The sequence below is a fragment of the Chondrinema litorale genome (assembly GCF_026250525.1).
Taxonomy (GTDB): domain Bacteria; phylum Bacteroidota; class Bacteroidia; order Cytophagales; family Flammeovirgaceae; genus Chondrinema; species Chondrinema litorale.
The window spans coordinates 1-22,772 of record NZ_CP111065.1; the positions used below are offsets into that span (position 1 = coordinate 1).

Below are 22,772 nucleotides of genomic sequence, written 5' to 3' on the forward strand. Positions count from 1 at the left end.
GCATTCTTTGCAGAGTACAAAAAACTTGAACCTGCATAAAAATGCTTTATTTCACCTCCTAACATCCTAATTTTCCATCCTGTTTAAACACCAGTGATAAGCTTTTTGATTGTAATTGTAGGCTGTATTTAACATACTGCCAAATACATTTTTATTTGATAATTTATGCGTTGTATAGTGTGTTATTCCATTAAATAAGCCAAACAAATTGCCCCCTAGCTCTTCACTCTCTCTTTGTATTGAGCTTTCTATTTCTCTTATGATATTCTTACTACGTGTGGATAAACCTTTATCTGTTATACTTTCTATCTCCAATAAATTACATATTAGCCTATCACTGTCCTTACCGCATACTTTTACTAAACTCATCTTTTCTGCGTTTTCGTAAACATTTTCTAGATGTTTAAAATATCCTCGCGTTGTTCTGGATATCCCCTTTATCTTACTTTCTTGGTTGCGGCTGTGGCGAATTGTATTTTGTCTATGTCTTGAACCAAACATATTACTACACCTATAAATTTGATTACACATTCCCGTGAATAACGCTGTAGTTGTATCATGAGAATTACCTATAATTAAATAATCTTTTGTCTGTAAACCTCCAAAGTTTCTTGGCTCTTCATTCTCTAAGTATGCCATTACTTTTGATCCGTTATTATAGGTTGCATAACCTCCTATTTTAAAACAGGTATCTTTTGTAAAACTATCAGCAAGTTCCATTAATTTTTCATTTTTAGTAGGTATATAACTACTTTTTGTAATTGATATACAATTACCCTTTTCATTATTTACTAGCTCTTTAAAACCTTTAATTTGCTTTCCATTCGCATTATAAATTGGACGTTCTTCCACATCCCAAGATATAGTTTTATCTAGTGTTAAGTTCATTACAATAAATTTTAAAGTGAGAATATATAGTGCTATTTGCGATCTGTACAAGTTAGTACAGGGCAATCATTAATATAAAATTCGGATTTTGAATAAATATTAAACTCAAAATTGTTTATTATTTAAATTAAGTATTTGGATTTCTATACTAATATTGTGAGACTTATTAGTATATAAATATACAAGTGGAGACTATTTTTGATAGTATATTTCTTATTATCTACTACAATAAATAGGCGTTTAAAATTATATTCTAAAAAAGGATTATTGACTTTTATTAATCCTATATAATGATTTTTATTCTTTTTTAGCTTGATATTTACTTTCCCTAATTGAGCGTATGTGCTTTCTAATTCTAGAGAATCTTTTTTTAGAAATACGTCAATTTTTAACTCTTTACTTTCCTTATTCATACTTATTTTACAATACTTTATTAAGGAATCTTTTTCAAAATGGAAAGATAGAGATTTTAATATCTTTTCTTTTTTGTGAAAATAATTTGCCTTTAAGATACTACTAAATCCAAAAATAAGCAGTACCATAATTAAGAATTGCGACTTTTTATTTGTTAGCATTTTTTTACAACTTTATAGTGATTTTTAATATTTGTATATTATAAATATAATATTTTATTGTTAAATATCAAACTATATTAGTTTATTTTTATAAACTTTTTTAGTTGTTTTTTATGACTGTTTTCGCTATATTTAAACTGTTATTTAGAGGTGAAAAAATTATAATAGTATGGATTAAATATATTTTTTAATATAAAATCAGATAACTGAAATCTTATGATTTTGGCATTAGTAAATTATGCCTTAACTCAACTGTGCCCAAATTTAAAAATTGTACATGTCCAGATTTTGAGCATTCTGGCACATAGCAAGCAGAAACGTTGCTAAAGCTACGTATGTGCCATTACAAGTCATATGAGAGGGGTTTTATAACTCTATTTTTCTACTCTAGTAGAAAAATATTGATTATATTGCCTTTAATAAATTTATAAGTTGTTTTTATTACTATATCAAGTGGAATATGAATCTTAATAATCTCTCAAAAGAGGTTACTAATACCTCTAAGCAATTGTGTACAATTAAAGTTGATAACACAACACATAACAAGTTAAAAAAGCTAAAAGGAAGATATACATATCAGGAATATATTAAAATAGTAGCTGACTATTTTGAAAAAACTGGTATTGATCCTGATAGTGGAGAAGCAGATATAAAAACTATTGTTAAATCTCTCATAAAGGAAACCAATAGAGTAATCAAAGTTCTAAGAGGAAAGGAAAGAGAAGAGCTGAAAAAGTTTGATGAAATACTAGATGCTCTCACAATGACTATTTATAAAATGAATAGCTCACACTTACCAGCATCTCAAGAAAAAAACACCTCGCCAATTTCACTAAAAAATCCAGTATCTAATAATTCAATTGAAGAAATTAGGAGGGATATAAAAAAGATATATAACACCCTTAATACAAAAGAAAGATGTATTAATCTATTTCAAGAATATTTAAAAAAACAAGATTGGAATAAGAGTACATTTGGTGGTAAATATGTTGAAGACCCTACAGAATTGAATGAAGAGTTTTTGAATAAATTTCATAATTTATAATCAAACTATTTCAATTTATACTAGTAAATAGGTTTTGACAATATAATATTGTTTGCTAACTATGAAGATTAATTATATATCTAAAAATATATAATTAATACTTGTTTTAATTTTGTTTCAATTAGCTATCGCAAATTTTGACAATAATCTTTCATTAGATTATTGTCTATACTTTTTTATGCTCAATAATTTAAACTTCATAACTATAACTAAAAAAGCCTCTAATGAGGTGGTTGATATCTTGACTGAGAATGTAATTGGTACACCAAATAAAGGTATGGTGTATCAACAAATGACAACCAAACAAAAGATTCAAAAAATACCAAATCCATTTTTTGTTTCTTTAAAAAAAGGTAATAAAGTTATTGGTACTTGTTGCTTCTGTAAAAGAGAAAGTTCCAGTAACCTAAAACCATTGATCTCATTCTATATTCGATATTTTACAATTAGAAATCAGTATAGAATAAAAGCCTACACAAAACCTCATAAGAAAAGTAAAAACATTTTAAAAGAAGAAATCCAAGCCATATTGGATGGCGATTTTTTTGAATTAGATCTTTCATCTAAATTTTTTCACTATGCATATGTGGATACTCTAAATAGAAGATCAGCTCAACTATGTGAAGAATTTGGGTTTTCAAAAACACATGACTTTAGCACTTTATTTTTTAGCCGATTAGAGCCCAAAAGAGATCACCAAGTTAGAAGACTTAGTGAAAGTGAAAAGCCAGAAATGAGAAACTTACTTTTAAAGTATTACCAAAACTATAGTATGTTCAGTTTTGATAACCTGTTAAATGATAAGGATTACTTTGTTATTGAAGACTCTGAGCATGGTATAGTGGCTGGCGTTGAAGCTAAAATTGATTACTGGAAAATAATAGAAATACCAGGCATTATGGGAACACTAACATTCAGTATATTACCATATATCCCTTACTTGAATAGACTATTCAATAGAGACTACAGATTTATTAAACTGGAAGGTATCTATGTCAAATCGGGTTTTGAGCATTTACTTGAAAAACTCTTCTCTTCAGTGTTAAAGATAAATAGTATCAATACAGCTATGACATGGGCAGATTGTAGCTCTCCTCTTTATAAAACACTAAAATCTATTGATCTAGGCATATTAAGCAAACTAAAAAAAGAAGTTAATGCTCAAGTCATATGTAAGTTTAAAAATGTTGAGAGCGGCGAAATAGAAAGAATTAGAGAACAACATGCATATGTATCTGGTACAGACTTAACGTAATTGGTTCTATGAAAACTTTATTAGAAAATTCTAAGAAGCAATTATTAGCTCCTTCAGCACAGGTTAAAAGGAAAATAATAATTCTTCTTAATATCACTTATGTCATTCTTACTATTTCATTTTTATCATCTGAGAAGATTACATCAGGATACTTTGTTCCAATAAATGAATTATACATAGTGTATTTTTTAGCTATTGTATTAAATACTTTTTCAGCTCTATATAACATAAAAGTTATACTTTTTAAGCTTGGAAAGACCTCAATAAATTCTTGGATTTGGGAAGTAACTATAAAGCAAAATGAAATTTTTTATGAAAAGCTTTTTGCTACTTTAAGCATTGGCTCTGTTATGCTTATGAGCGCCTGTAACATGCTAGGTATTGGAAATCCTAGTAATGATGCAATACTCACAGACTTTGCACTTGGACATTCTCTAATTTTAGTAGCTGTATTAGTTATAAATAGGAAGGGTGCTTTAATCTGGTTCCTAATTGTTTTTCTTTTACTAATATACGATACATCACGATTAGGGTGGGATTATCAATATCATTACATGACTCCGAGTGAAGTAGAAAGTTATGAAGCAGCATTAAAAAATCAAGAAGATTGGGCGGTCAAAAGGAAAGAAGAATTAAAAGCCAATGGTTTAAACTCACCAAAAGTAACTCGCTATTTTAATACTTGGGCAATATTCATAATTGTATCTTTCATGATTGCCTATTCATTTTATGGAATTACATCAAACATTTTAAAAGTGATTCCAGATGTCATAAAAAATATTGAACAAGCAATTCAAAACAGTGTAAAAGTTGATTATGAATTAAAGCAAAATGAAGCTAGTATAAATGCTTTTATCAACCTTTCTCATGAATTTAAAACTCCTCTAACTTTAATTAGAAACTACTTAGATGAACTCTATATAAAACATGGCAGAAGTGATGAGCTAGATGCTATTAATATTTCTGTCAATAAGATATTAAGAGATGTTGTTAACTTCTTTGATCATCATAGAATTAGTAAGGGAATTAAATTTTATAACCATGATCAAATTGTTGACTTTAGCGAAATACTTATGCAAACAATAATTGCATATAAACCTATTGCTAAAAAGAAAGATATAAGTTTAAACCTGAATATAAAGGATAATAATTTTGTTAAAGCTGATTCTAGTGCGCTTAGCCGAATTATCAACAACTTGATTGATAATTCTATCAAATACAGTGTAAGTGGCGATAAAATAGATATAAATCTAAATTCTGAAAATGACTTTATAATATTTTCTGTGCAAGACAATGGTATTGGAATTCCAGAGGAAAAACTAGAAGCTATCTTTCAACCTTATTATCAAATATCATCAAAGAAAAATGCCATTGATGGAATGGGATTAGGCCTTCCAATGATACAAAGTATTATTGAAGAACTTGGTGGAGAATTAAAAGTCATCAGTGAAGAAAATAAAGGATCAACATTTACTGTAAAATTATTAAAACAATCTGATTCTAAAGGAGACAAACTAGAAAGATATCAAAATTATAACATTGCGCTACAAGAATATTTGCCAACAAAAAATGATAAACCTAAAGATATAATTCATGACACAAACAAACCATTTATAATGATTGTTGAAGACAATTATGAAATGTCTGTTTTCCTAAGCAATACATTAAAAGATAATTACAATCTCTATATAGCCAATAATGGCTCTGATGCTTTTGATAAGTTACAAAAAGGAATACATGTGGATTTAATTATTTCTGATATTATGATGCCTAAAATGGATGGATATGATTTTAGGAAAAAAGTTTTGATAAGTAACTACAACCATATTCCTTTTATGTTTTTAACAGCTAAAAGTAAAGAAATTAATGATAGTGATGTTGACTTGGAAGAAGTTTATTATATATCAAAACCTTTCCGCAAAGATGATTTACAAAGAAAAATTAAAACAATACTTTCTGTTTTAAGGAAACAAAGAATAGCAATAGTTAACAATGCATATATTTCTTTAAATAAAAATAACAATCATATAGAACATTCAAATGAACTCCTTGATGATGAGGTTATACTAAATTGTAAAAGGTTTGAATTGACTCCTAAAGAAACTGAAATAGCAAGAGCAATTATTGAAGGATTAACGTATCAAGAAATAAGCGATAACATGAATGTATCTTTAGCTACAATAAAAAAGCATGTACAGAATACATTTAAGAAAGTTGATGTCAGAAATAAAGTAGGACTTATAAAGAAATTACAAGCATAAAAAAATGGATATAAGATGATTATTTAGTCTCGGAAGTCTTAATTTGAAGTAGTCACGATGAAATCTGACAGTTTGGTTAAATTAAAGTGCGAACTTTTTTATAATCAAATTCAAATACATCATGACTACAAATGACAAGTTAATCAAAACAAAGCTAGGATTATTGAACTTAGCAGTACAATTACGGAACGTTTCCCAAGCTTGCCGAACAATTGGTTATTCCCGAGATAGTTATTATAGAATCAAAGAACTATATGAAACAGGTGGAGAAGCAGCACTACAAGAAGTATCCAAGCGTAAGCCGAACCATAAGAACCGAGTAGATCCTTACATTGAAGAACAGGTCGTAGCGATTGCGTATGAATATCCAGCCTATGGTCAGGTACGTGCGAGTAATGAATTGGCTAAAAAAGGGATAACCGTTTCTGCAGGAGGTATTCGTAGCATTTGGTTGCGGAATGATTTGGAATCTTTTAAAAAGCGTTTGAAATCCTTGGAAGCTAAGGTAGCCAAAGAAGGCGGTATATTGACCGAAGCGCAGTTACAGGCATTGGAAAAAGCAAGGGAAGAAAAAGTAGCCAAAGGTGAAATCGAAACTCAGCATCCAGGTTATTTAGGCAGTCAAGACACCTACTATGTGGGCAATGTAAAAGGAGTAGGTCGTATATATCAACAGACCTATATCGATACTTACTGCAAGGTGGCGCAGGCAAAGTTATATTCCAATAAAGATGCCCTTACCGCAGCAGATTTACTCAACGACAAAGTGTTACCTATGTATGAGGAACAGGATGTAAGGCTGTTACGTATTTTGACAGACAGGGGAACGGAATACTGTGGTAAAATTGAAAAACATCCCTATCAACTTTATCTCGACCTTGAGGATATCGACCATACAAGGACAAAGGCCAAATCACCACAAACCAATGGAATCTGTGAGAGGTTTCATAGGACTATCCAAGATGAATTCTATGCAGTAGTATTCCGAAAAAAAATATTTCGGTCAATATATGAATTACAGATAGAACTGGATGCTTGGTTGGAGTGGTACAATAGACAAAGAACCCATTCAGGAAAACATTGCAATGGCAAGACCCCGTGGGATACTTTTATGGAATCCAAACATTTGGCTTTGGAAAAACAATTGGATCGATTACCTTGGCGTGAGGATAAAGACCGCTCCTCTGGCAATCCCCTCTTGAGCAGTAAACCGGAGGGGTTGGTAGAGGAAAGGGATTTGGGAAGTAGAGACCTAGAAGGTGAAATCAATCTGACAGACAAAAATCAATTATAAGACCATGACTGTCAGATTAAGTCTTGACTATTACACTTAATTATAATGTCTGTTCCACCAAAACGGAGAGATTTATTTTTACCAATCTTACGATTGATTTGATTTTTAAGCTGCTCTTTTAATTCTTCATCAATCTGATCATGATTATCATCCAAATAATCGGATATTTCTCTTGCCTTTTGATCAACTTCTTCAGATGTATTAGCTGACATAACTGTTGTAGCTCCTAATAAATCAATAAGAGTTAATGAAGATTTTGATTTGATTTTACTTGTTAAAAACCAATTTCTGGCAATTTCTAGCATTAATCCAACTATTGAAATTAAAACTACATTTAAAAGTTTTCCTGTATGTACAAATTCTTTTGAAGGATCAACTAAAATATTGTAAATTATCACACCAACAGTCAAACAAACTGTAATTCCCACTGTGATTATTCCGGTGAATGTGGTTCATCGTCATTTTTGGTGGTAAATTAAAAATCTGAATTTCTGGTAGATTTAACAATAAAAAGATGAACCTACTAGAATCCTTACTACCAAAAGTTCCTGCAATACAATTTGAAAAATTCACAATAGATACTGAAGGAAAATATCCTGTGTTGGCAATTGATATTTTACGAACAGCTACTACAGTAGCATGTCCGCATTGTGGGAAAAACAGTCATTATATTCATAGCTACTATTGCAGAACAGTACAGGATTTATCTATATGCAACTTTCATTTAAAATTAAATTTGGGTGTCAGAAAATACTATTGTCAAAATCCTGCATGCAGGTTTAAAATTTTTTGTGAACGACTGGGACCTGAAATACAAGTATATCAACGTAAAACCAATCGGGTAAAACTAGAAATGCAAGCCATAGCTCTTAAAATAGGCGCTAATCCAGCCTCTCAGTTATGTCAAAAATTATTTTTGAATGTAAGTAGTAGTACTTTGCTAAGACTGATGCACAGTAAAAAACTTCAAAAATTCTCTACACCAAGAGTTTTAGGTGTTGATGATTGGGCATTTAGAAAAGGAGATAATTATGGGACAATTTTAGTTGATCTTGAAAAAAACAAACCAATAGATTTGCTGCCTGATAGAACCTCAGAAACTTTAAAAAATTGGTTAGAAGCTCACCCTGGAATTGAAATTATTAGCAGAGATCGTTCAGGAGCCTATGCAGAAGCTGCCAAACAAGGCGCACCAGATGCTTTACAAGTTGCAGATCGACGGGTCTCGCAGACTGGCATTTACTGAAAAATTTAAAAGAATGTTTGCAGAAATTATTAGAGAAACATAATTCTGATTTACGAAAGGCATCTTGGTCATTGGAAAAAGAGGAAAGACAAAAAATACTACAAGCTGAAGAGGAAAAATTGCTTCAACAATCCCAACAAAAGAAACCCTCTCAACCAAGTAGATACGCACTCATATTTAAAGAAGTAAAGACTTTGTTTTCTCAAGGAATGGGAAAAAAGACTATTGCTAAAAAGCTGTCTATCAGCAAGAATACTGTTAAAAGATATTTGCAATTTGAAGAGTATCCTGAAAAAAGCTTACCTACAGTTAAATCAAACTCTGCTCGGAACTATTATAATGAACTTAAATATCATTGGAGCTGTGGAGAAAAAAGTCCAACAAAGCTATGGAAGTTATTAGTTGAACAAGGTATTCAAGTTACCTATCGAAGTGTTCATTCAATAGTGAATCAGTTTGGCGAAAAAGAAAAGAAGTCAGCCAAAACGGTTGTAATAAATTGGAGTTCAAGGAAGGTAAGTAGATTATTGTTAAGTTATCAAAAGGAAATGAAAGCCAAAGAATACAAATACATTAAAGCCTTATGCCAAATTCAACCAAACATACAACTAGCAAGGAGCTTATCAATCCAATTCAGAAACATACTTGCTAAAAGAAAAGGTGAGTTACTTTTAAAATGGATTGATGCATGTAAGCAAAGTGACATAGCAATCATGAAAAGATTTGGAAAGTCTATAAATAGGTATCCACCTCACCAAGTAGCTCTTGCTAAAAATAAGAGGATTTATTAGCTCGTGGATTTCCAGTTTTGTGGTAGCAGCTCATTTATTCTGTTAATGGGTTGTTCTGGTAACCTTTCAAATATATCTTGCAGATACTCGTATGGATTGATTTGGTGCAATTTGCAACTGCCTAATATGCTGTACATTATAGCTGCTCTTTGAGCTGCTTCATGTGACCCCGCAAAGAGATAATTCTTCCGACCAATAGCCACTGGTCGAATATTATTTTCGATCAAGTTGTTACGGTTGCCGCACAATCTATTTCTAACCTGCCGTCATTGAGATATACATACAGCTTATTATATCTTTCTGCCAGATAATGCATGGCTTTACCAATGGCAGATTTCGGCAATACTTTAGGGTACTCATCTACAATCCATTGCCCCAACAAATCCATGATTGGACGGGATTTTTCTTGCCTAAGTTTATATCTCTGCAAGGCATCTAGCTTGTTGTCTCTTGCCTCACGTTCAACAGCATACAATTGCTGGAATAAAAGCAAGGCATGTCTGGCTCTGGATTCATCGTTATCCAAAGCTTTCTCGAAGTAGCGGCGTACGTGTGCCATGCATCCAACAAGGATGATGTTCATCCCTTCTTCTTCAAGGAGCTGATCATAAACTTTGTATCCATCTGTTTGTATGTAACCTTCATAACCTTGCAGCATATTGACAGGGCCTTCTCTAGATCGTCCCTTTTGATAATCAAACATCACGACTTCCTGCTCTGGAGAATAATAAGTCCAATAGTAACCACGATGAGTCTTTCCTTTTTTGGTATCATCTAACACCTTAATTGGGCTCTCATCAACCTGTAAGTAATTATTATGCAACACCTCAAATTTTAATGCCTGATATAAAGGGTTCAATAACTGACAAGCAGGTTTTAACCAGTTACCCAAAGTACTAGGAGCAATCTTTATCCCTAACTGGTTAAATCTTTTTTGTTGTCTGTAAAATGGTAGGTGATGACAAAATTTATCCACCAGAATATGGGCTAGTAGTCCAGGTCCTGGGATACCCTTGTCAATTGGTCTGGCTGGTAGGTTGGCTACATAAAATTCTTCTTCTTTACTCACATAACGAGGTCTGATGTAGCGACGAACAAACAACTTAGCTGGTGTCATGTCTAACTCCTCAGTAATTTCTTCTCCGATCTTACGCATGTGAGTGGTATCCACTTCAGGCTCCAATACTACCTCTTTGCGAGGTAGATGTGCTGGTAACACTTGACGAGATGAGCCTTGTGGCTGCTTTTCGCCAATAGTAGCCCTTTGATAGCTAATGGTTTGTTTTACTTTAGCAGGTGTTTCAGCTGGAATATCTTCATCTAAAGGTAAAGTGAGTTGCTTGCTATTGGTATCACTAGGAATGAACCTTTCTCGTTTACTACCATATATCAATCGCTTCAATTCTGATAGCTCAGCTTTAAGTGATTCAACCTGCTCCAAGAGTTGTTTTTTCTCTTCTATCAATGCAGCATTTTGCTCTAATAAAGTAGTATCTCCTGTTCCTGTCATAACTCTAAAATACTACTCAACAGTCAGTTAGACAATGATTTCAGCAACTATTCAAGTGGTTTTTCATAGCGTTTTCTGCGTCTTGTAACTGCCACTTCCAAGCCATCAAGTAGCAAAGAAAATTCACTATAACTCAGGTAAATAGAAGAGGATTTACCTGTTAGTAATTTAAACGTACCTGATTCTAACCGCTTGTAGTAAAGAATAAAACCACTGGGTTCCCAAACAAGCACCTTTAAACGATCAAGTCGTTTGCCTAAGAATATAAAGGCATCTCCAGAATAGATTTTTTGTCCCATATAGTTTTCTACCAAACCACTCAATCCATCGAAGCCCTTGCGCATATCCGCTGGTTGATCACACAGAAAGAAGCGTTGTTGGGAATTTAATCCGAACATAGCTTCAATACTTGGTGTAAATAAGTAGGTGATACTGCTTTTGAAAAACGGAGGATGATGCCATTGGGGAATTCTATTTCTACGCCTTGAAGCATTGGCTTTTCATAGTTTACAGCAATAAACTTTGTTGATTTTTCTTTTGGAGCTGATTCAGACCTTAGCTTTCTGTAACGAGACACCCAGTAGGGTAAGATATGAAGTGGTAAATTATGTTGTAGACTATATGCTTTTTGATTCAATCCGCTAGACAACCAGTCTTCAACTACTGGAAACATTTCTTTGGAAGTGTACATAATTACTTTTTCAGCTAAGTAAAGCAATTACCCTCTAATGTAATAGGCTGGTTTATGGGAGGGATACAGATCTTCTTCATTTTTTATTTCTATACCTACAATTTCTTCTTTGGGTAAGGCAAGTGTTTTATACTGATTTTTATCTATAAATATTGGTAAATGGTGTTGGTTATTTTGGAGAGGATTGCCCCGTATATCTATAAGTTTTAATTTAGATAATCCAGTGAGCCACTCTGGTAATTCTTGTATCTTATTATTTTTTAATATTAACTCTTCCAGAAAATTTAAGATTTTTATTTCTTCTGGTATTTTAGATAAAGGAAAATCAGTTAATTTAGACTCATAGTAGTCAGAGTATAGAGTTAAATCAAGCCTTCTTTTTTTATACTTTTTTGCAATTGCAATGCGATGCAAGTAAATAGGATGTATGTAACTCATATTTATGGATTATTGCTCATTAAGCTTAAGCAAAAAGTAAATGAAGACGTTTTATATAAACACTAGTTTTTTTCGCTGAACTATGTGAAATATCCAACATACATTATTTGATATTAAATCAAACTCTTTTTTAAATAAGCACTTATAAAACTCATTTTTTGCGGAATTTCAAACTTTATTCAAAATAACATTTTGGTAGTTTAATAGTTGATAGATGTAATTTAACAGTATCTTCAATCCAAAAAGGGATTTAGTGATAAATATCTCTATGAAACCAATCTGCTTTTAGATAAAAGTAAATTACTTTTTTAATAGTTCTAATGTAAAAAAAATAGAAATAAATTCTTCATTCTTACAATTATCTCTAAAAACAATTAATTGCAGAAAGAAACCACTCTTCATATTTTTTATATATGATTGTTTCATTGTCTAATAACCCTATTTTTTCCTCTAATACATTGATATAATCATAATTATCTATTTTTTTTCTATCATGTTCTATTTCAACTTTTTTAGAATAACCTAACCTCGAAGATATTAAATATAAACAAACAGCCCGTTTTGCTATTTGGTATCTCAATTCTGCATTTACTGTAATATAAGTAACTGTATTCTTATCTTTTTCAGATGCTATTGCACTTCCTGCAACTCTTCCTGCAAATAAGCCTGCCATACCAAGTCCAATACCCAAAAGTGGATTAATAAAAGCTAAAGGAGTAGCGATACTAAAATATCCTATAGACATACCTACATCACCATATTCTTTGTCTCTATTCCTATATAAGTACCCATCATGATTATAATTTGAAATATTATAATGATCATCTAAATCTTCAAAAGATATTTGATATATTTCTTTTAGATTTTTTAAATACTTATCAAAAAGAGCTTTTACTCTATACTGGAATAAAGATGATGTATTATTTGATATGTTAACACCTTTATTATCAACTTTTAAATTATCTAATCCTAATATTAACTGATGAAATGCTAATGAAGACTTTTTGGTATCATCAGTATATTTATCATTTAACTTTTTTACATTACTTAAAAAAGTTTTACGTCTTTCAGTATTTATTACATATTTACCTACAGTATTCATAATATCGATAATTTTCAATTTATTATCGATATGAGAGTTGAAATCAATTACATCAGTAATTCCATTAGAATGCAAAAAAGAAATCCAACTATCCTTTCTGTTAAGCTTGTAATTGTTATTATTTAATTCAAGGTTAGTTACTTTCGTTATTATGCCTACTATATTAGTATTCACTTCTCTTAATAAATTTAGCTCAGATAAATGACTAGCATCAGGTACAGTTTGACTATCACAAATAAATAAAATTACATCTACCTCTTTTAAGTTTTGTAAATTATCATAATCTCTTTTCGAATATTCATCTGACAAGATTGTTGTATAAAAACATTCTTTCATTGAAGGCTTTTCTTTAACTAATTTTAAAAATGCCTCTACATTCCCTGTTTTTTCAAAACCAGGGAAATCATAAAATTGAATATCAAGTATTTCATGAGTGAACTTTGCTACTTGCTTAGTAGTATTTGATGAATCAGATATTATCCCACTTTCTTTATCTCTAATAGTTGAAATTAAGGAAGTTTTTCCTGAATTAGTCCTTCCACAAATAGCTATATTAATCATAAATTTATCTTTAATGCCATAATTAAAACTGCTTTTTTAAAGTAAGAAAATAACTACACTTTAGAAACCCTTTAATAATTATTTTTTGCTCTTCATTAGCTAAATAATTAGTAAAGGGTTTCTAGAATTTTCAATATTTTTAGGAGCAAATATATAATTTAGGATATCGACTCCATTCCATAAAGGTTTGCTTCCTCTAGATTAATAATTTATCTTACGATAAATTTAAAGATACCAACATTGGGTACACAAAAACACTAAAGATCATCAAATGATGTGCTACTCGAGAAGTTTATTTGGATCAAATACTTTTAATCAGCTTACGGATTTTAGTTAATTGTCAACATTTATTTAAAAAACGACACACAACTTAGACAATGCCAACATATTTAGAAACAGTTCAACAGAGCAAAAACTATAATAACTACAAACTGACTGCTGATAAGGTTATTCAAATCTTGTCAGATGTAAGAAATGAAAGAACAAAATCTAGAAGAAGGTGGATTTGGGAGTTAATGCAAAATGCAAAAGACGTTCCAAATATTTATGGAGGTGTGACAATTGAAATTATCTTAAAACAGAACGAATTCATTTTTAGCCACAATGGTAACCCATTTCGAATAGAAAATATTACTGGACTAATCCAACAAGTAAGTTCAGGAAAGCCTTCTGACAGCACAAACAAGAGAATAACAGGTAAGTTTGGAACAGGTTTTATTAGTACTCATTTACTTTCAGACACAGTAACAGTAAAGGGAATTGTTGAACAAGATGGACTGTCGCCCAAAACTTTTCAATTTGAACTAAATCGAAAGGCTGAAAAATCTGAAGACTTAATAACTTTTATAGCTGAAGAACTTGACAAGATTGAGAAAATTGAAGATGAAAATCTATTTCCAACAAGACATTACTATCATTCACAAAGAAAAGAAACGGACTTTGACACTGTTTTTATTTATCCATTAGAAAATTCTGAATCAAAAGAAGCCGCAATAGTTGGTGTTGAAGACCTTGCTTCTACATTACCTCAGACACTATTTTTCGTTAAAGAACTTAAAAAAGTCATAATAAATAATGAAATAACAGGAAAGCAAATTACTTATGAATTATTTGAAAACAAAAACGAAGGTGATTTCTACTTTCCAGTTATCAAGGAGACTATCAATGGAACAACACAAGATTTATGCTTTATTCACTATAAGGATGATAAACTTGATTTAGCTATCCCAATTAACAATCATACAGAAAGAAGCATTAAGATTATAGAGAAATCAGCAAGACTATATCGTGATTTCCCACTAGTAGGTACAGAACACTTTTATATCCCTTTTATTCTTAATGGTCTAAATTTTTTCCCAACTGAAAAAAGAGATAGTGTGTTGTTGACAGATACAACAAGTAATAGTGTTCTAGTTAATCGGGACATTTTTATCCACGCAATTAATAAAGCTCAGTTATTCGTAGAATGGCTTAAAACTCACGATGCAAGAAATTTAAGTTTGATAGCTCAAAGCAGAATTCCAACGGCATTAACTGAACTAGAAGTAATTAATTGGTTTAAAGACAATATTCAAACACCATATAGACACTATCTCATAAATCAAGAGATAGTAGAAACAGCTTCTAAAAAAATAAAAATCAAGGACGCTGTAATTCCTAAATTTACAGGAACAAAAGAACAAAATGACCAATTTTGGGAAATCTTGAACAATTATTTTGGTGGTGACAAAATTTGTAGAAAAGATCATTTAGGTTCTTGGCAAAACAATTTAGGTATTGAATCTGAAATTGAAACGTGGGGGCAAAGGGTCTTTTATTCTATTGAAGATTTACTAAATGAAATTCAATCCAAAATCACACTTGGATGCATAACCATTCAAGAAAACCAACTAACGAATATTCAATGGCTTAACTCGGTTTACAAATTCTTAATTGACAACGAGCTTATTAAGTATTTTAAAGAGTATAAAATAATTCCAACGATTAAGGGAAGTCTAAAATCTTTAAATGATGACTTATACATTGAAAAGGAAACCAAGATACCAAATGAGTTCATTGAAATTTTGAAATCACTCAAGAGTGAAGATTGGAATGATATTCTCATTCACAGGGATTTAATACCTATCGATAATTCCCATGCTCCAAAAACAGTAAAGGATATTTCTGATGAAATAAACAAAGTTCTGAACTATGAAGAAAAGAATCAATATGATCAAGTACAAAAGTCTTACATTGACAGAGAAAATGCCGAAGTTACACTGCTTGAAATTTTAAGTATTTCAGCCTCTTACTCAAATGATTCATTTCAATCTAAACTCTTTCATTCAGCTAAAGCCTTTTTTAAATCAGAAAAAGAGCAAATTGTAATTAATGGTATTACTGAATTTAATTTCAATCCAGCCAAGCGTCAAATCATTAAATTACTTCATAAGAAAATTGAAGCAACAAAATCAATAACGAATTTAGAAATTGAAAACAGGGAGAAGTGGTTACTTTGCCATTTATTATTGCTTCAAGACAGTTCGGAATTTAAAACACTTTTAGAATTCGGAAACATAATTCCTAATCGTAAAGGTGAGTTCTGTGCATATGAAAATGAAATTTTTGCTTATGGAACAGATGAAAATCCATTAGATGATGATTTAATAAAAATTCTCTTTGAACTGAATAATGCAGAGGATTGGGATAAGTTTTTAGTTAACGATTCTTTTAGAAGTCTAAAATTGACTGCTAAAACAATTGAAGAACTTGCAACAAAGCTTAAAGACGAACTTGAGAAACTCAGATTGGAGAACTCATTCTCTTCAAATAGTACTGCAATTTTAAAATTGATACATTGGTGTTCAGACTACAATAATCGTTTTGTTTCTGCCAAGCATTTTGATTGGTTCCTTTCTCAAAAGGATAATATATTTGTAAACATATCTCTTGAAGATTCAGAAGTAGGTGGGAATATTGTAAAGCTCTTATCAAACAAGGAAAAACTTAATGACTTGGTTACAATAGCAGAATCTGGAATAAGTCTTACTCAACTTTCAGAAATTGCTAAAATAGCCAAATCAATAAGTATTGATAAAATAAAGAATCTTGCTCAACAGCTAAAAGACGAACAAGACGATTTTGAGTTTAAGAAAAAAATTGGCGAAACAGTAGAAAGAGTGTTTATTGATGCCTTTAGTTCACTAAACCTCCCTTACAATATTACTTATCAAGGAGTTGGCTCTCAAGATGTGATAATAACAAATACTTCCAATTCAAGATCATTTTACATTGAAATGAAATCAATTTCACCAACCAATTGGGACAAGAGCTTAAAACTTGCAGTATCACAAGCTAGAAAAGCTGTAGAACAAGAAAATGAAGGTAATTATGTGGTATCTGTATTGGTTAGACCTAGTAATTGGGAACTTGCAACAGTAGACTTTATAAAAACAAACTTGAATAGTCAGTTCAATATCGGCTCACTTCTTTCAAGTGTAGTAGAAAAAGACAAGACATTTGAACAACTATTAAATTCTTCAGGAGACATTGACCTTGCGTTTGAAGACACTAGAAGAAAAGTGAGAATAGCAGAGCAAATATGGAGACAGAATGGACACCCATTTAATTTGCTTATTGACAGATTAAAACATTATCTCAGATAAAAACGAATGCTAATCAAAAACGGCCATGAACTATTGTAAGCTTCCCTAAAATCCAGACAGTATAAAAGTAGACAGTTATTTTATTAATTTTATAACTGTACCTATGAAAAAGAAAAGATTCACACCGGAACAAATTGCTAAAATTCTCAAAGAATATGAGAATGGTAAATCAGTTGAAGAAATATCTCGAGAATATGGGGTTAGTCGTGCAGCTTTTTATAAATGGCGTCAACGATTTAATGGCATGGAAGCCTCAGATTTAAAACGTTTAAAAGAACTTGAGGAAGAAAATCGTAGGCTTAAAGAGTGTTCCACACCGGAATGTATAGCGAACTTGCTTTAGACTTAAAACTTGCACAAGAAATTATTAAAAAAAAGCTTTAAAAACATATCAAAAAAAAGGGATTGTTGTAGAGCTTAAAAGGGAAGGAACAGTCAGTGTTTATAGAGCATGTAAAATACTCGGCTTAAGTAGGTCTGTATATTATTATGATTCAAAAAAAGATGATACAGAGTTAGTTAGTGCACTAAAGGGGAAAGTAGAAAAATACCCTACAGAAGGGTTCTGGAAATTATTTGCTCGTTTACGTAATGAAGGTAACAAATGGAACATTCCATGTCGGATCATAAGCGTGTGTATAGAATTTACTGTAAATTAGGTTTCAATATTCGAAAAAAGATCAAAAAACGTTTACCCATTAGAGTAAAACAATCTCTTACAACGCCAGAAGGCCCTCATCATACTTGGTCTATGGATTTTTTACATGATGCTCTGGAGAGTGGGAGAAAACTAAAAGCATTCACAGTTATGGATGACTTTAATAGAGAAGTGTTACACATAGAAGTGGATACCTCTATCAAAAGCAAAAAAGTTGTATATATACTAAATCATCTTGTCAAAAGATATGGTAACCCTAATAGGTTAAGGATGGATAACGGGCGCCATGCAATGGGCCTGAGTTCATTTCTAAAATCATTCATGAATGGGCGATGGTTAAAGGTATACAACTACATCACATTCAACCTGGCAAACCTACGCAAAATGCATTCATTGAAAGATTTAACAGAAGTTATAGACAAGATATACTAGATGCTTATATATTCTCTTCGCTTGACGAAGCAAGAAAAATCACAACAGAATGGATAGAAGATTATAATGAATTCAGACCTCATGATGCACTTGGTAGAATAAGCCCAAGGCAATATTTGAAAAACTTTATTACTAATAATGAAGAATATTTATCTTTAGAAAAGTCTACTAAACCTCTGTCCTAAATTTGGGAAGCTTACACTATAATGATCCTATTCTATAATATGCACTTTTACTTCTTGGGGAAACACTTTTTTAATAATTACTCTTAGTTCTTGTCTTTCATTAACTTACAATTTAGTGTTAGGCTATTCTGACAAATAACAACGTTATAAATAATCTTTAATAAATTCTCGATTTTTAATGAATTTCATTCAAAAAACCCTATTTATTCAAAGCAACATTTTGGTAGTTTAAAGGTAGATGTCATCAATATTTTTGCTATGTGAATTTTATTTCAATTGGTGAATATTGGTGTAATCTTACAGAGTCAGCAATGTAAACATTTTTATTAGATTCATTTCTCTTTATTCCACCTCTTTATAACTATCGGATAGCTTGCTCTTAATACAAAAAATGAAGCTCTTGAGTAAATTTGGGTATAATAGGAGTTGGAAGTATTAGCTGATTCATCATTAATTGTGTAGTTTAAGTCAACTTTGATAGCATCTTTTAATCCTTGATTGAATAAAAAATCTAACCTCAAACGATCTCGATCTTTTTGAATAAATTGAATCGCAAAACCTGAATATAGTGAGATATTATTTTGATGATAATAATATCCTGCGTCACCTACCCAACCATTTTGGGCACTAATCATATTATCAAATTTTTTAGTTTTATCTCCTATAGATATTTGATTCCAAGCACCTCCTACCAACCATTTTAATCTAAATTGAAATAAATAGCTTGTTTTATCCTCCCAAGGTTTTCTAGTTTTTAGTAAATATTGTGTGGCTCGGACTATCCAACTCTGTGAATGAATTGGAAATAATCGATGCACATCTCCTAATGATCTATTTACTCCTATTGCTAATTGATTACTATCATATCCTATAATTCTTTTAGATTCTATTCTACTCCCCTTATAATTTTCTATTTCAGGTACTTGAAGCTTAAAACCCCAAGCAAGTGAATTCCAACTATATCCTATATTAATGTCCCACTTACCTAAACCCAATTCACCCATAATACCCATATTTACTCCACCTATTGGCATACAACATTTATAGACTGGAGAATTTTCAAAACCTTTACCACTTCTAGTAAAACTATAATTACCGCCATAATAAGGGCGAATAGAAAGTGTCTGGCTCATCAGCGAACCAGACATTAATAAAACAAAAAATAATATTTTAAATAGCTTAATAACCATCTTCCGCTGTATATACTCTTGTGCCTTGATTCCAGTAAAAATTGCTAAATTGAGCTTCATAATGATATTTATGTAGCTTTCTTGTAGACTCATATGGTCTCTTACTTAACTCATTATTATCTCCTGAGTCTTCATAAACAGTACCTTGCTTTACTACTTCACTTCTACATTTAGGTTTATATTTTACATAAAAATCCAATCCTTGATTCTCTCCTTCATATCCAGCACCAACCCAAATTCCCGCTACCTTTTTCTGGCTTTTTACTTTTGCAATTAAGGAAAAATAAATCCCATATTTTTGATATTCTACCCTACAAACCATTCTTCTATCAGATCCATAATACTCATTGTCTTCATCTATATCTTTATCTGCTCCATTTTCACCACAACCAAATAAAGCAGTTCTAGCATTAGAACCTGAAGATGTTTCACCATTACTAATCATTTCTAATACATCATCATTTGTGCTAAAAAGTAAAATATCATCATTGTTAGTATCACCTTCCAAAAGAGCATTATAAGAATCTTCTAAATTATCTCTATGTAAAGCAAGTACTTGTTCTTGACTCATATTAATCTTGAATAAATACTCACCTATTTCAATGATACCATCTTCATTTAATAAGTCCGCTATAATTGTTCCTTCTAAATCAAGAGTTTCCTCTGCAATTCTACCATTTGATAAGCTTAAATCAGCTTTAATTAAGGATGATAGTGATATAAATGAAGAAATATTATTCAATTGGTTTACTAGATTGACTCTTTGTTCTACATCCTGATCTTCCAGAAATTTTTGATATGCATCAATAGAGCTGAAAACTACACGATTTGATTTTAGAGATATGTTAGATAGAAGTGCTTGTTCATCTTCCAAGCTAGGAGTAATAATTTCATCCGATTCTGGACTACATCCAATAATAAAAAATAAAGCAAGTAGTAAGAATTTACTTGCCAGAAGTTTTTTGTGTTTAATAGAAAAAAGATTCATAAATATTAATTATAAAAGTTTAAAAAGATCCAACTCGACTTATCTCTATATCATTTTCTAATCTCATACTGGAGGTAAGTGTTGTTGAAATAGAACCTTCAAATATTATAACTAACATTATTTAGTGGCAATAACATTATAAAAAATCATACTAAAGGAGTAGAAAAATAGTACTAAAAAAGTAGCACTTATTCCGCAAGCTTATACTAAAGGAGTAGAAAAATAGTACTAAAAAAGTATTGTATTTATACTTTTTATAACCCAATTTTAAGTATATTATAATCTATTATATGATTGAATTTTCAATTATCCCATTAGCTGATAATAAATAAATTTAGTTATGCCATATATAGATTTTGGTGGCTGGAAAAAAACCAGTAAAAACGCCAATAATAAAGGATCAGTAGCTAAACTGGTTAATTATCTTAATAAAGAAGATCAAGAAGCGAAACAAAAAGGCGAGGATCAAGAATTCTATTTTAATTTGAATAGAGATGATATAACAGGAGCAGAAGTAATCAGAAACATAGATAATAACAAAGGCAAATTATCAAAAAGTCAAAGTAAATTCTCTATGGTAACTGTAAATCCATCTCAAAAAGAACTTAACCATATCAATAACGATCCTGATAAATTTAAAACTTGGCTAAAGAGTAATTACATACCTCAACTTACTAAAGATTTTAAAAGAGAAGGGCTTAATCCTAATGATGTTAACCTTTACATTAAAATTGAACATAATCGCTATTTCAGAGGTGATGAGGCAAAGCTTATAAATAAGATGAATGAGTTTAAAAAGGAAGGGAATGAAGATTTTGGCGATATATGGAAGAATGTAAAAAGTATGAAAATAAGAGGTGTTAAGGTGAAGCAAGAAGATGCTCATAGGTATTGGAATACGAATCTGGATAATGTAAAGGCAGGAGATAAGAAACCAGGAGTCAATATGCATGCTCACATTATTTTAGGTCGTAAAGTAAAGAATAAAAACATATACATAAGCACTCGAAATAATCATAGAAATGTTACGGGTGGAGGTTGTATAAAGCATGGATTTAATCAAAATTTTTCGAAAGTAAATACAGAAAAAAACTGGGATACATACTTTCAATATCAACGAAATATTGAAGAAAGTTATGAAGTAAAACTTCATTTACAGGAGACAAAGAATATCGAAGAAAGATTAACTTATTTAAAGAATTATCAGGAGCAAAAATATATTTACAAACAAATACCTGCACAGAAAAAAAATAAAGACGAACACGAAGTCTAAAATCTGAAATCTTCAGTGAAGTAACTAGCAAAATGATTGACTTGCTTTCCATTCAATTCAATCAATTAGATAATAAACTCAACCATTCAGGAATAATGAAGGAGATTAAGGCACTTTTCAAAGCTGAATTTGCACCTTTCAATAGTTTAGTAAATATCAAAATCAATGATATTAATATGTATAGGGCAAAAGTTTATTGTTTAATAGTAGCTATGGTCTTAACAATATTAGGTTTAGGAAAAGACTTTTATGCATTTTTAAATGGGGATTTCAATATCATCTTATTTATACTTCACATAGTATTAATCTTTATATTTATAATAGGATATAAATCAATAGGAAGGATTAAAAAAACTAGATCAAAGGAAATTTTTATCTTCATTATGGCATACACAGTAATGCTGATCGCCATATTAATATCATATCAAGAATTAAAGGTATATAATGCTTTACCATTAGCCTATACTGGAACATCAGCATGCATACTTATAGGAGTTATATGGAAACCAAAAAATAGCCTATTCCTACTTACATCAACTAATATTGGCTTTTATGTTATGATTTCTATAAGTGAGGTGAAAATTCTAGATTTTCATGTAGTTTGTACTATGATCTTTAATCTCATTTTTTGGCTTATCTCAATGATAAATTACCAGACACTTTCAAAAACAATTCTAAATGATATAAAAGTGAGATCAGAGATGATTAATATAAAGGAGAAACTAAACCTAAAAAACTAGGAACA

The 22,772-nt window shown here is 30.8% G+C and carries 19 protein-coding genes and 2 pseudogenes; 10 read left to right on the plus strand and 11 right to left on the minus strand.

The genetic code is table 11. The features are described from left to right. Nucleotides 1-66 precede the first annotated feature (66 nt). The gene (locus OQ292_RS39505) at nt 67-888 is read right to left on the minus strand and encodes a DUF932 domain-containing protein (RefSeq protein ID WP_284689735.1); all 822 of its coding nucleotides are present in this window, start codon (nt 886-888) and stop codon (nt 67-69) included. Between the two features lie 143 nt (nt 889-1,031). Further along, entirely contained in the window at nt 1,032-1,463 is a 432-nt protein-coding gene (locus OQ292_RS39510) for a hypothetical protein (RefSeq protein WP_284689736.1), read from the minus strand. A 460-nt stretch (nt 1,464-1,923) separates the two neighbouring features. Here OQ292_RS39510 and OQ292_RS39515 point away from each other — a divergent pair, with 460 nt between their 5' ends. The 4 genes and pseudogenes from OQ292_RS39515 to OQ292_RS39530 form a co-directional block, all read left to right on the plus strand. Further along, a complete protein-coding gene (locus tag OQ292_RS39515) occupies nt 1,924-2,508 on the plus strand; it encodes a BfmA/BtgA family mobilization protein (protein ID WP_284689737.1) in 585 nt (194 codons plus the stop codon). Between the two features lie 112 nt (nt 2,509-2,620). Then, nucleotides 2,621-3,763, plus strand: a complete 1,143-nt coding sequence (locus tag OQ292_RS39520) for a hypothetical protein (protein WP_284689738.1) — start codon at nt 2,621-2,623, stop codon at nt 3,761-3,763. Between the two features lie 8 nt (nt 3,764-3,771). Beyond that, a complete protein-coding gene (locus tag OQ292_RS39525; protein ID WP_284689739.1) occupies nt 3,772-6,024 on the plus strand; it encodes an ATP-binding response regulator in 2,253 nt (750 codons plus the stop codon). A 121-nt stretch (nt 6,025-6,145) separates the two neighbouring features. Beyond that, nucleotides 6,146-7,180 (plus strand): annotated as a pseudogene (locus tag OQ292_RS39530) (IS481 family transposase); the annotation flags it as partial. A 149-nt stretch (nt 7,181-7,329) separates the two neighbouring features. Here the strand turns inward: OQ292_RS39530 and OQ292_RS39535 are convergent. After that, nucleotides 7,330-7,746, minus strand: coding sequence for a hypothetical protein (locus OQ292_RS39535; protein WP_284689741.1), 417 nt, complete (start codon nt 7,744-7,746; stop codon nt 7,330-7,332). A gap of 86 nt (nt 7,747-7,832) precedes the next feature. Between OQ292_RS39535 and OQ292_RS39540 the strand changes: the two genes are divergently transcribed. After that, the gene (locus tag OQ292_RS39540; protein ID WP_284689742.1) at nt 7,833-8,564 is read left to right on the plus strand and encodes an ISL3 family transposase; all 732 of its coding nucleotides are present in this window, start codon (nt 7,833-7,835) and stop codon (nt 8,562-8,564) included. Nucleotides 8,565-8,635: 71 nt separating this feature from the next. Next, entirely contained in the window at nt 8,636-9,355 is a 720-nt protein-coding gene (locus tag OQ292_RS41295) for a helix-turn-helix domain-containing protein (protein ID WP_431733821.1), read from the plus strand. Here OQ292_RS41295 and OQ292_RS41300 read toward each other — a convergent pair. From OQ292_RS41300 to OQ292_RS39570, 6 genes are all read right to left on the minus strand, one after another. Beyond that, on the minus strand, nt 9,352-9,558 hold the full coding sequence (locus OQ292_RS41300) for a transposase domain-containing protein (RefSeq protein WP_431733822.1): 207 nt from the start codon (nt 9,556-9,558) through the stop codon (nt 9,352-9,354). The two genes, OQ292_RS41295 and OQ292_RS41300, sit on opposite strands and share 4 nt — an antisense overlap. A gap of 20 nt (nt 9,559-9,578) precedes the next feature. Next, on the minus strand, nt 9,579-10,865 hold the full coding sequence (gene tnpC / locus OQ292_RS39550) for an IS66 family transposase (protein WP_284689743.1): 1,287 nt from the start codon (nt 10,863-10,865) through the stop codon (nt 9,579-9,581). 47 nt (nt 10,866-10,912) lie between these two features. Then, nucleotides 10,913-11,263 (minus strand): IS66 family insertion sequence element accessory protein TnpB, encoded by a 351-nt coding sequence (gene tnpB, locus OQ292_RS39555; RefSeq protein WP_284689744.1) that lies wholly within the window; start codon nt 11,261-11,263, stop codon nt 10,913-10,915. Continuing rightward, nucleotides 11,251-11,556 (minus strand): IS66 family insertion sequence element accessory protein TnpA, encoded by a 306-nt coding sequence (tnpA, locus tag OQ292_RS39560; protein ID WP_284689745.1) that lies wholly within the window; start codon nt 11,554-11,556, stop codon nt 11,251-11,253. The genes tnpB and tnpA overlap by 13 nt, the downstream gene beginning before the upstream one ends. Before the next feature lie 27 nt (nt 11,557-11,583). Beyond that, nucleotides 11,584-11,994, minus strand: a complete 411-nt coding sequence (locus OQ292_RS39565) for a hypothetical protein (RefSeq protein WP_284689746.1) — start codon at nt 11,992-11,994, stop codon at nt 11,584-11,586. Nucleotides 11,995-12,358: 364 nt separating this feature from the next. Next, a complete protein-coding gene (locus OQ292_RS39570) occupies nt 12,359-13,657 on the minus strand; it encodes a GTPase domain-containing protein (RefSeq protein ID WP_284689747.1) in 1,299 nt (432 codons plus the stop codon). 377 nt (nt 13,658-14,034) lie between these two features. Here OQ292_RS39570 and OQ292_RS39575 point away from each other — a divergent pair, with 377 nt between their 5' ends. Beyond that, a complete protein-coding gene (locus tag OQ292_RS39575) occupies nt 14,035-17,301 on the plus strand; it encodes a sacsin N-terminal ATP-binding-like domain-containing protein (protein WP_431733823.1) in 3,267 nt (1,088 codons plus the stop codon). A 103-nt stretch (nt 17,302-17,404) separates the two neighbouring features. Next, a pseudogene (locus OQ292_RS39580) lies at nt 17,405-18,576 on the plus strand (IS3 family transposase). A gap of 332 nt (nt 18,577-18,908) precedes the next feature. On the opposite strand, the gene OQ292_RS39585 reads toward OQ292_RS39580, so the two are convergent. Together OQ292_RS39585 and OQ292_RS39590 are read right to left on the minus strand one after the other, a co-directional pair. Beyond that, on the minus strand, nt 18,909-19,826 hold the full coding sequence (locus OQ292_RS39585) for a hypothetical protein (RefSeq protein WP_284689749.1): 918 nt from the start codon (nt 19,824-19,826) through the stop codon (nt 18,909-18,911). Then, nucleotides 19,756-20,754, minus strand: a complete 999-nt coding sequence (locus OQ292_RS39590) for a hypothetical protein (protein WP_284689750.1) — start codon at nt 20,752-20,754, stop codon at nt 19,756-19,758. The genes OQ292_RS39585 and OQ292_RS39590 overlap by 71 nt, the downstream gene beginning before the upstream one ends. Nucleotides 20,755-21,094: 340 nt before the next feature. Here OQ292_RS39590 and OQ292_RS39595 point away from each other — a divergent pair, with 340 nt between their 5' ends. After that, entirely contained in the window at nt 21,095-22,027 is a 933-nt protein-coding gene (locus OQ292_RS39595) for a DUF5712 family protein (protein ID WP_284689751.1), read from the plus strand. 95 nt (nt 22,028-22,122) lie between these two features. Then, nucleotides 22,123-22,767, plus strand: coding sequence for a hypothetical protein (locus OQ292_RS39600; RefSeq protein WP_284689752.1), 645 nt, complete (start codon nt 22,123-22,125; stop codon nt 22,765-22,767). Nucleotides 22,768-22,772: the final 5 nt, after the last annotated feature.

What these genes read in the sequence shown, in the direction of transcription:
- OQ292_RS39505 (WP_284689735.1), bottom strand. Translation starts at nt 888, where the DNA reads ATGAACTTAACACTAGATAAAACTATATCTTGGGATGTGGAAGAACGT.
- OQ292_RS39510 (WP_284689736.1), bottom strand. Translation starts at nt 1,463, where the DNA reads ATGCTAACAAATAAAAAGTCGCAATTCTTAATTATGGTACTGCTTATT.
- OQ292_RS39515 (WP_284689737.1), top strand. Translation starts at nt 1,924, where the DNA reads ATGAATCTTAATAATCTCTCAAAAGAGGTTACTAATACCTCTAAGCAA.
- OQ292_RS39525 (WP_284689739.1), top strand. Translation starts at nt 3,772, where the DNA reads ATGAAAACTTTATTAGAAAATTCTAAGAAGCAATTATTAGCTCCTTCA.
- OQ292_RS39540 (WP_284689742.1), top strand. Translation starts at nt 7,833, where the DNA reads ATGAACCTACTAGAATCCTTACTACCAAAAGTTCCTGCAATACAATTT.
- tnpC (WP_284689743.1), bottom strand. Translation starts at nt 10,865, where the DNA reads ATGACAGGAACAGGAGATACTACTTTATTAGAGCAAAATGCTGCATTG.
- tnpB (WP_284689744.1), bottom strand. Translation starts at nt 11,263, where the DNA reads ATGTTCGGATTAAATTCCCAACAACGCTTCTTTCTGTGTGATCAACCA.
- tnpA (WP_284689745.1), bottom strand. Translation starts at nt 11,556, where the DNA reads ATGTACACTTCCAAAGAAATGTTTCCAGTAGTTGAAGACTGGTTGTCT.
- OQ292_RS39565 (WP_284689746.1), bottom strand. Translation starts at nt 11,994, where the DNA reads ATGAGTTACATACATCCTATTTACTTGCATCGCATTGCAATTGCAAAA.
- OQ292_RS39570 (WP_284689747.1), bottom strand. Translation starts at nt 13,657, where the DNA reads ATGATTAATATAGCTATTTGTGGAAGGACTAATTCAGGAAAAACTTCC.
- OQ292_RS39575 (WP_431733823.1), top strand. Translation starts at nt 14,035, where the DNA reads ATGCCAACATATTTAGAAACAGTTCAACAGAGCAAAAACTATAATAAC.
- OQ292_RS39585 (WP_284689749.1), bottom strand. Translation starts at nt 19,826, where the DNA reads ATGAAGCTCAATTTAGCAATTTTTACTGGAATCAAGGCACAAGAGTAT.
- OQ292_RS39590 (WP_284689750.1), bottom strand. Translation starts at nt 20,754, where the DNA reads ATGAATCTTTTTTCTATTAAACACAAAAAACTTCTGGCAAGTAAATTC.
- OQ292_RS39595 (WP_284689751.1), top strand. Translation starts at nt 21,095, where the DNA reads ATGCCATATATAGATTTTGGTGGCTGGAAAAAAACCAGTAAAAACGCC.
- OQ292_RS39600 (WP_284689752.1), top strand. Translation starts at nt 22,123, where the DNA reads ATGAAGGAGATTAAGGCACTTTTCAAAGCTGAATTTGCACCTTTCAAT.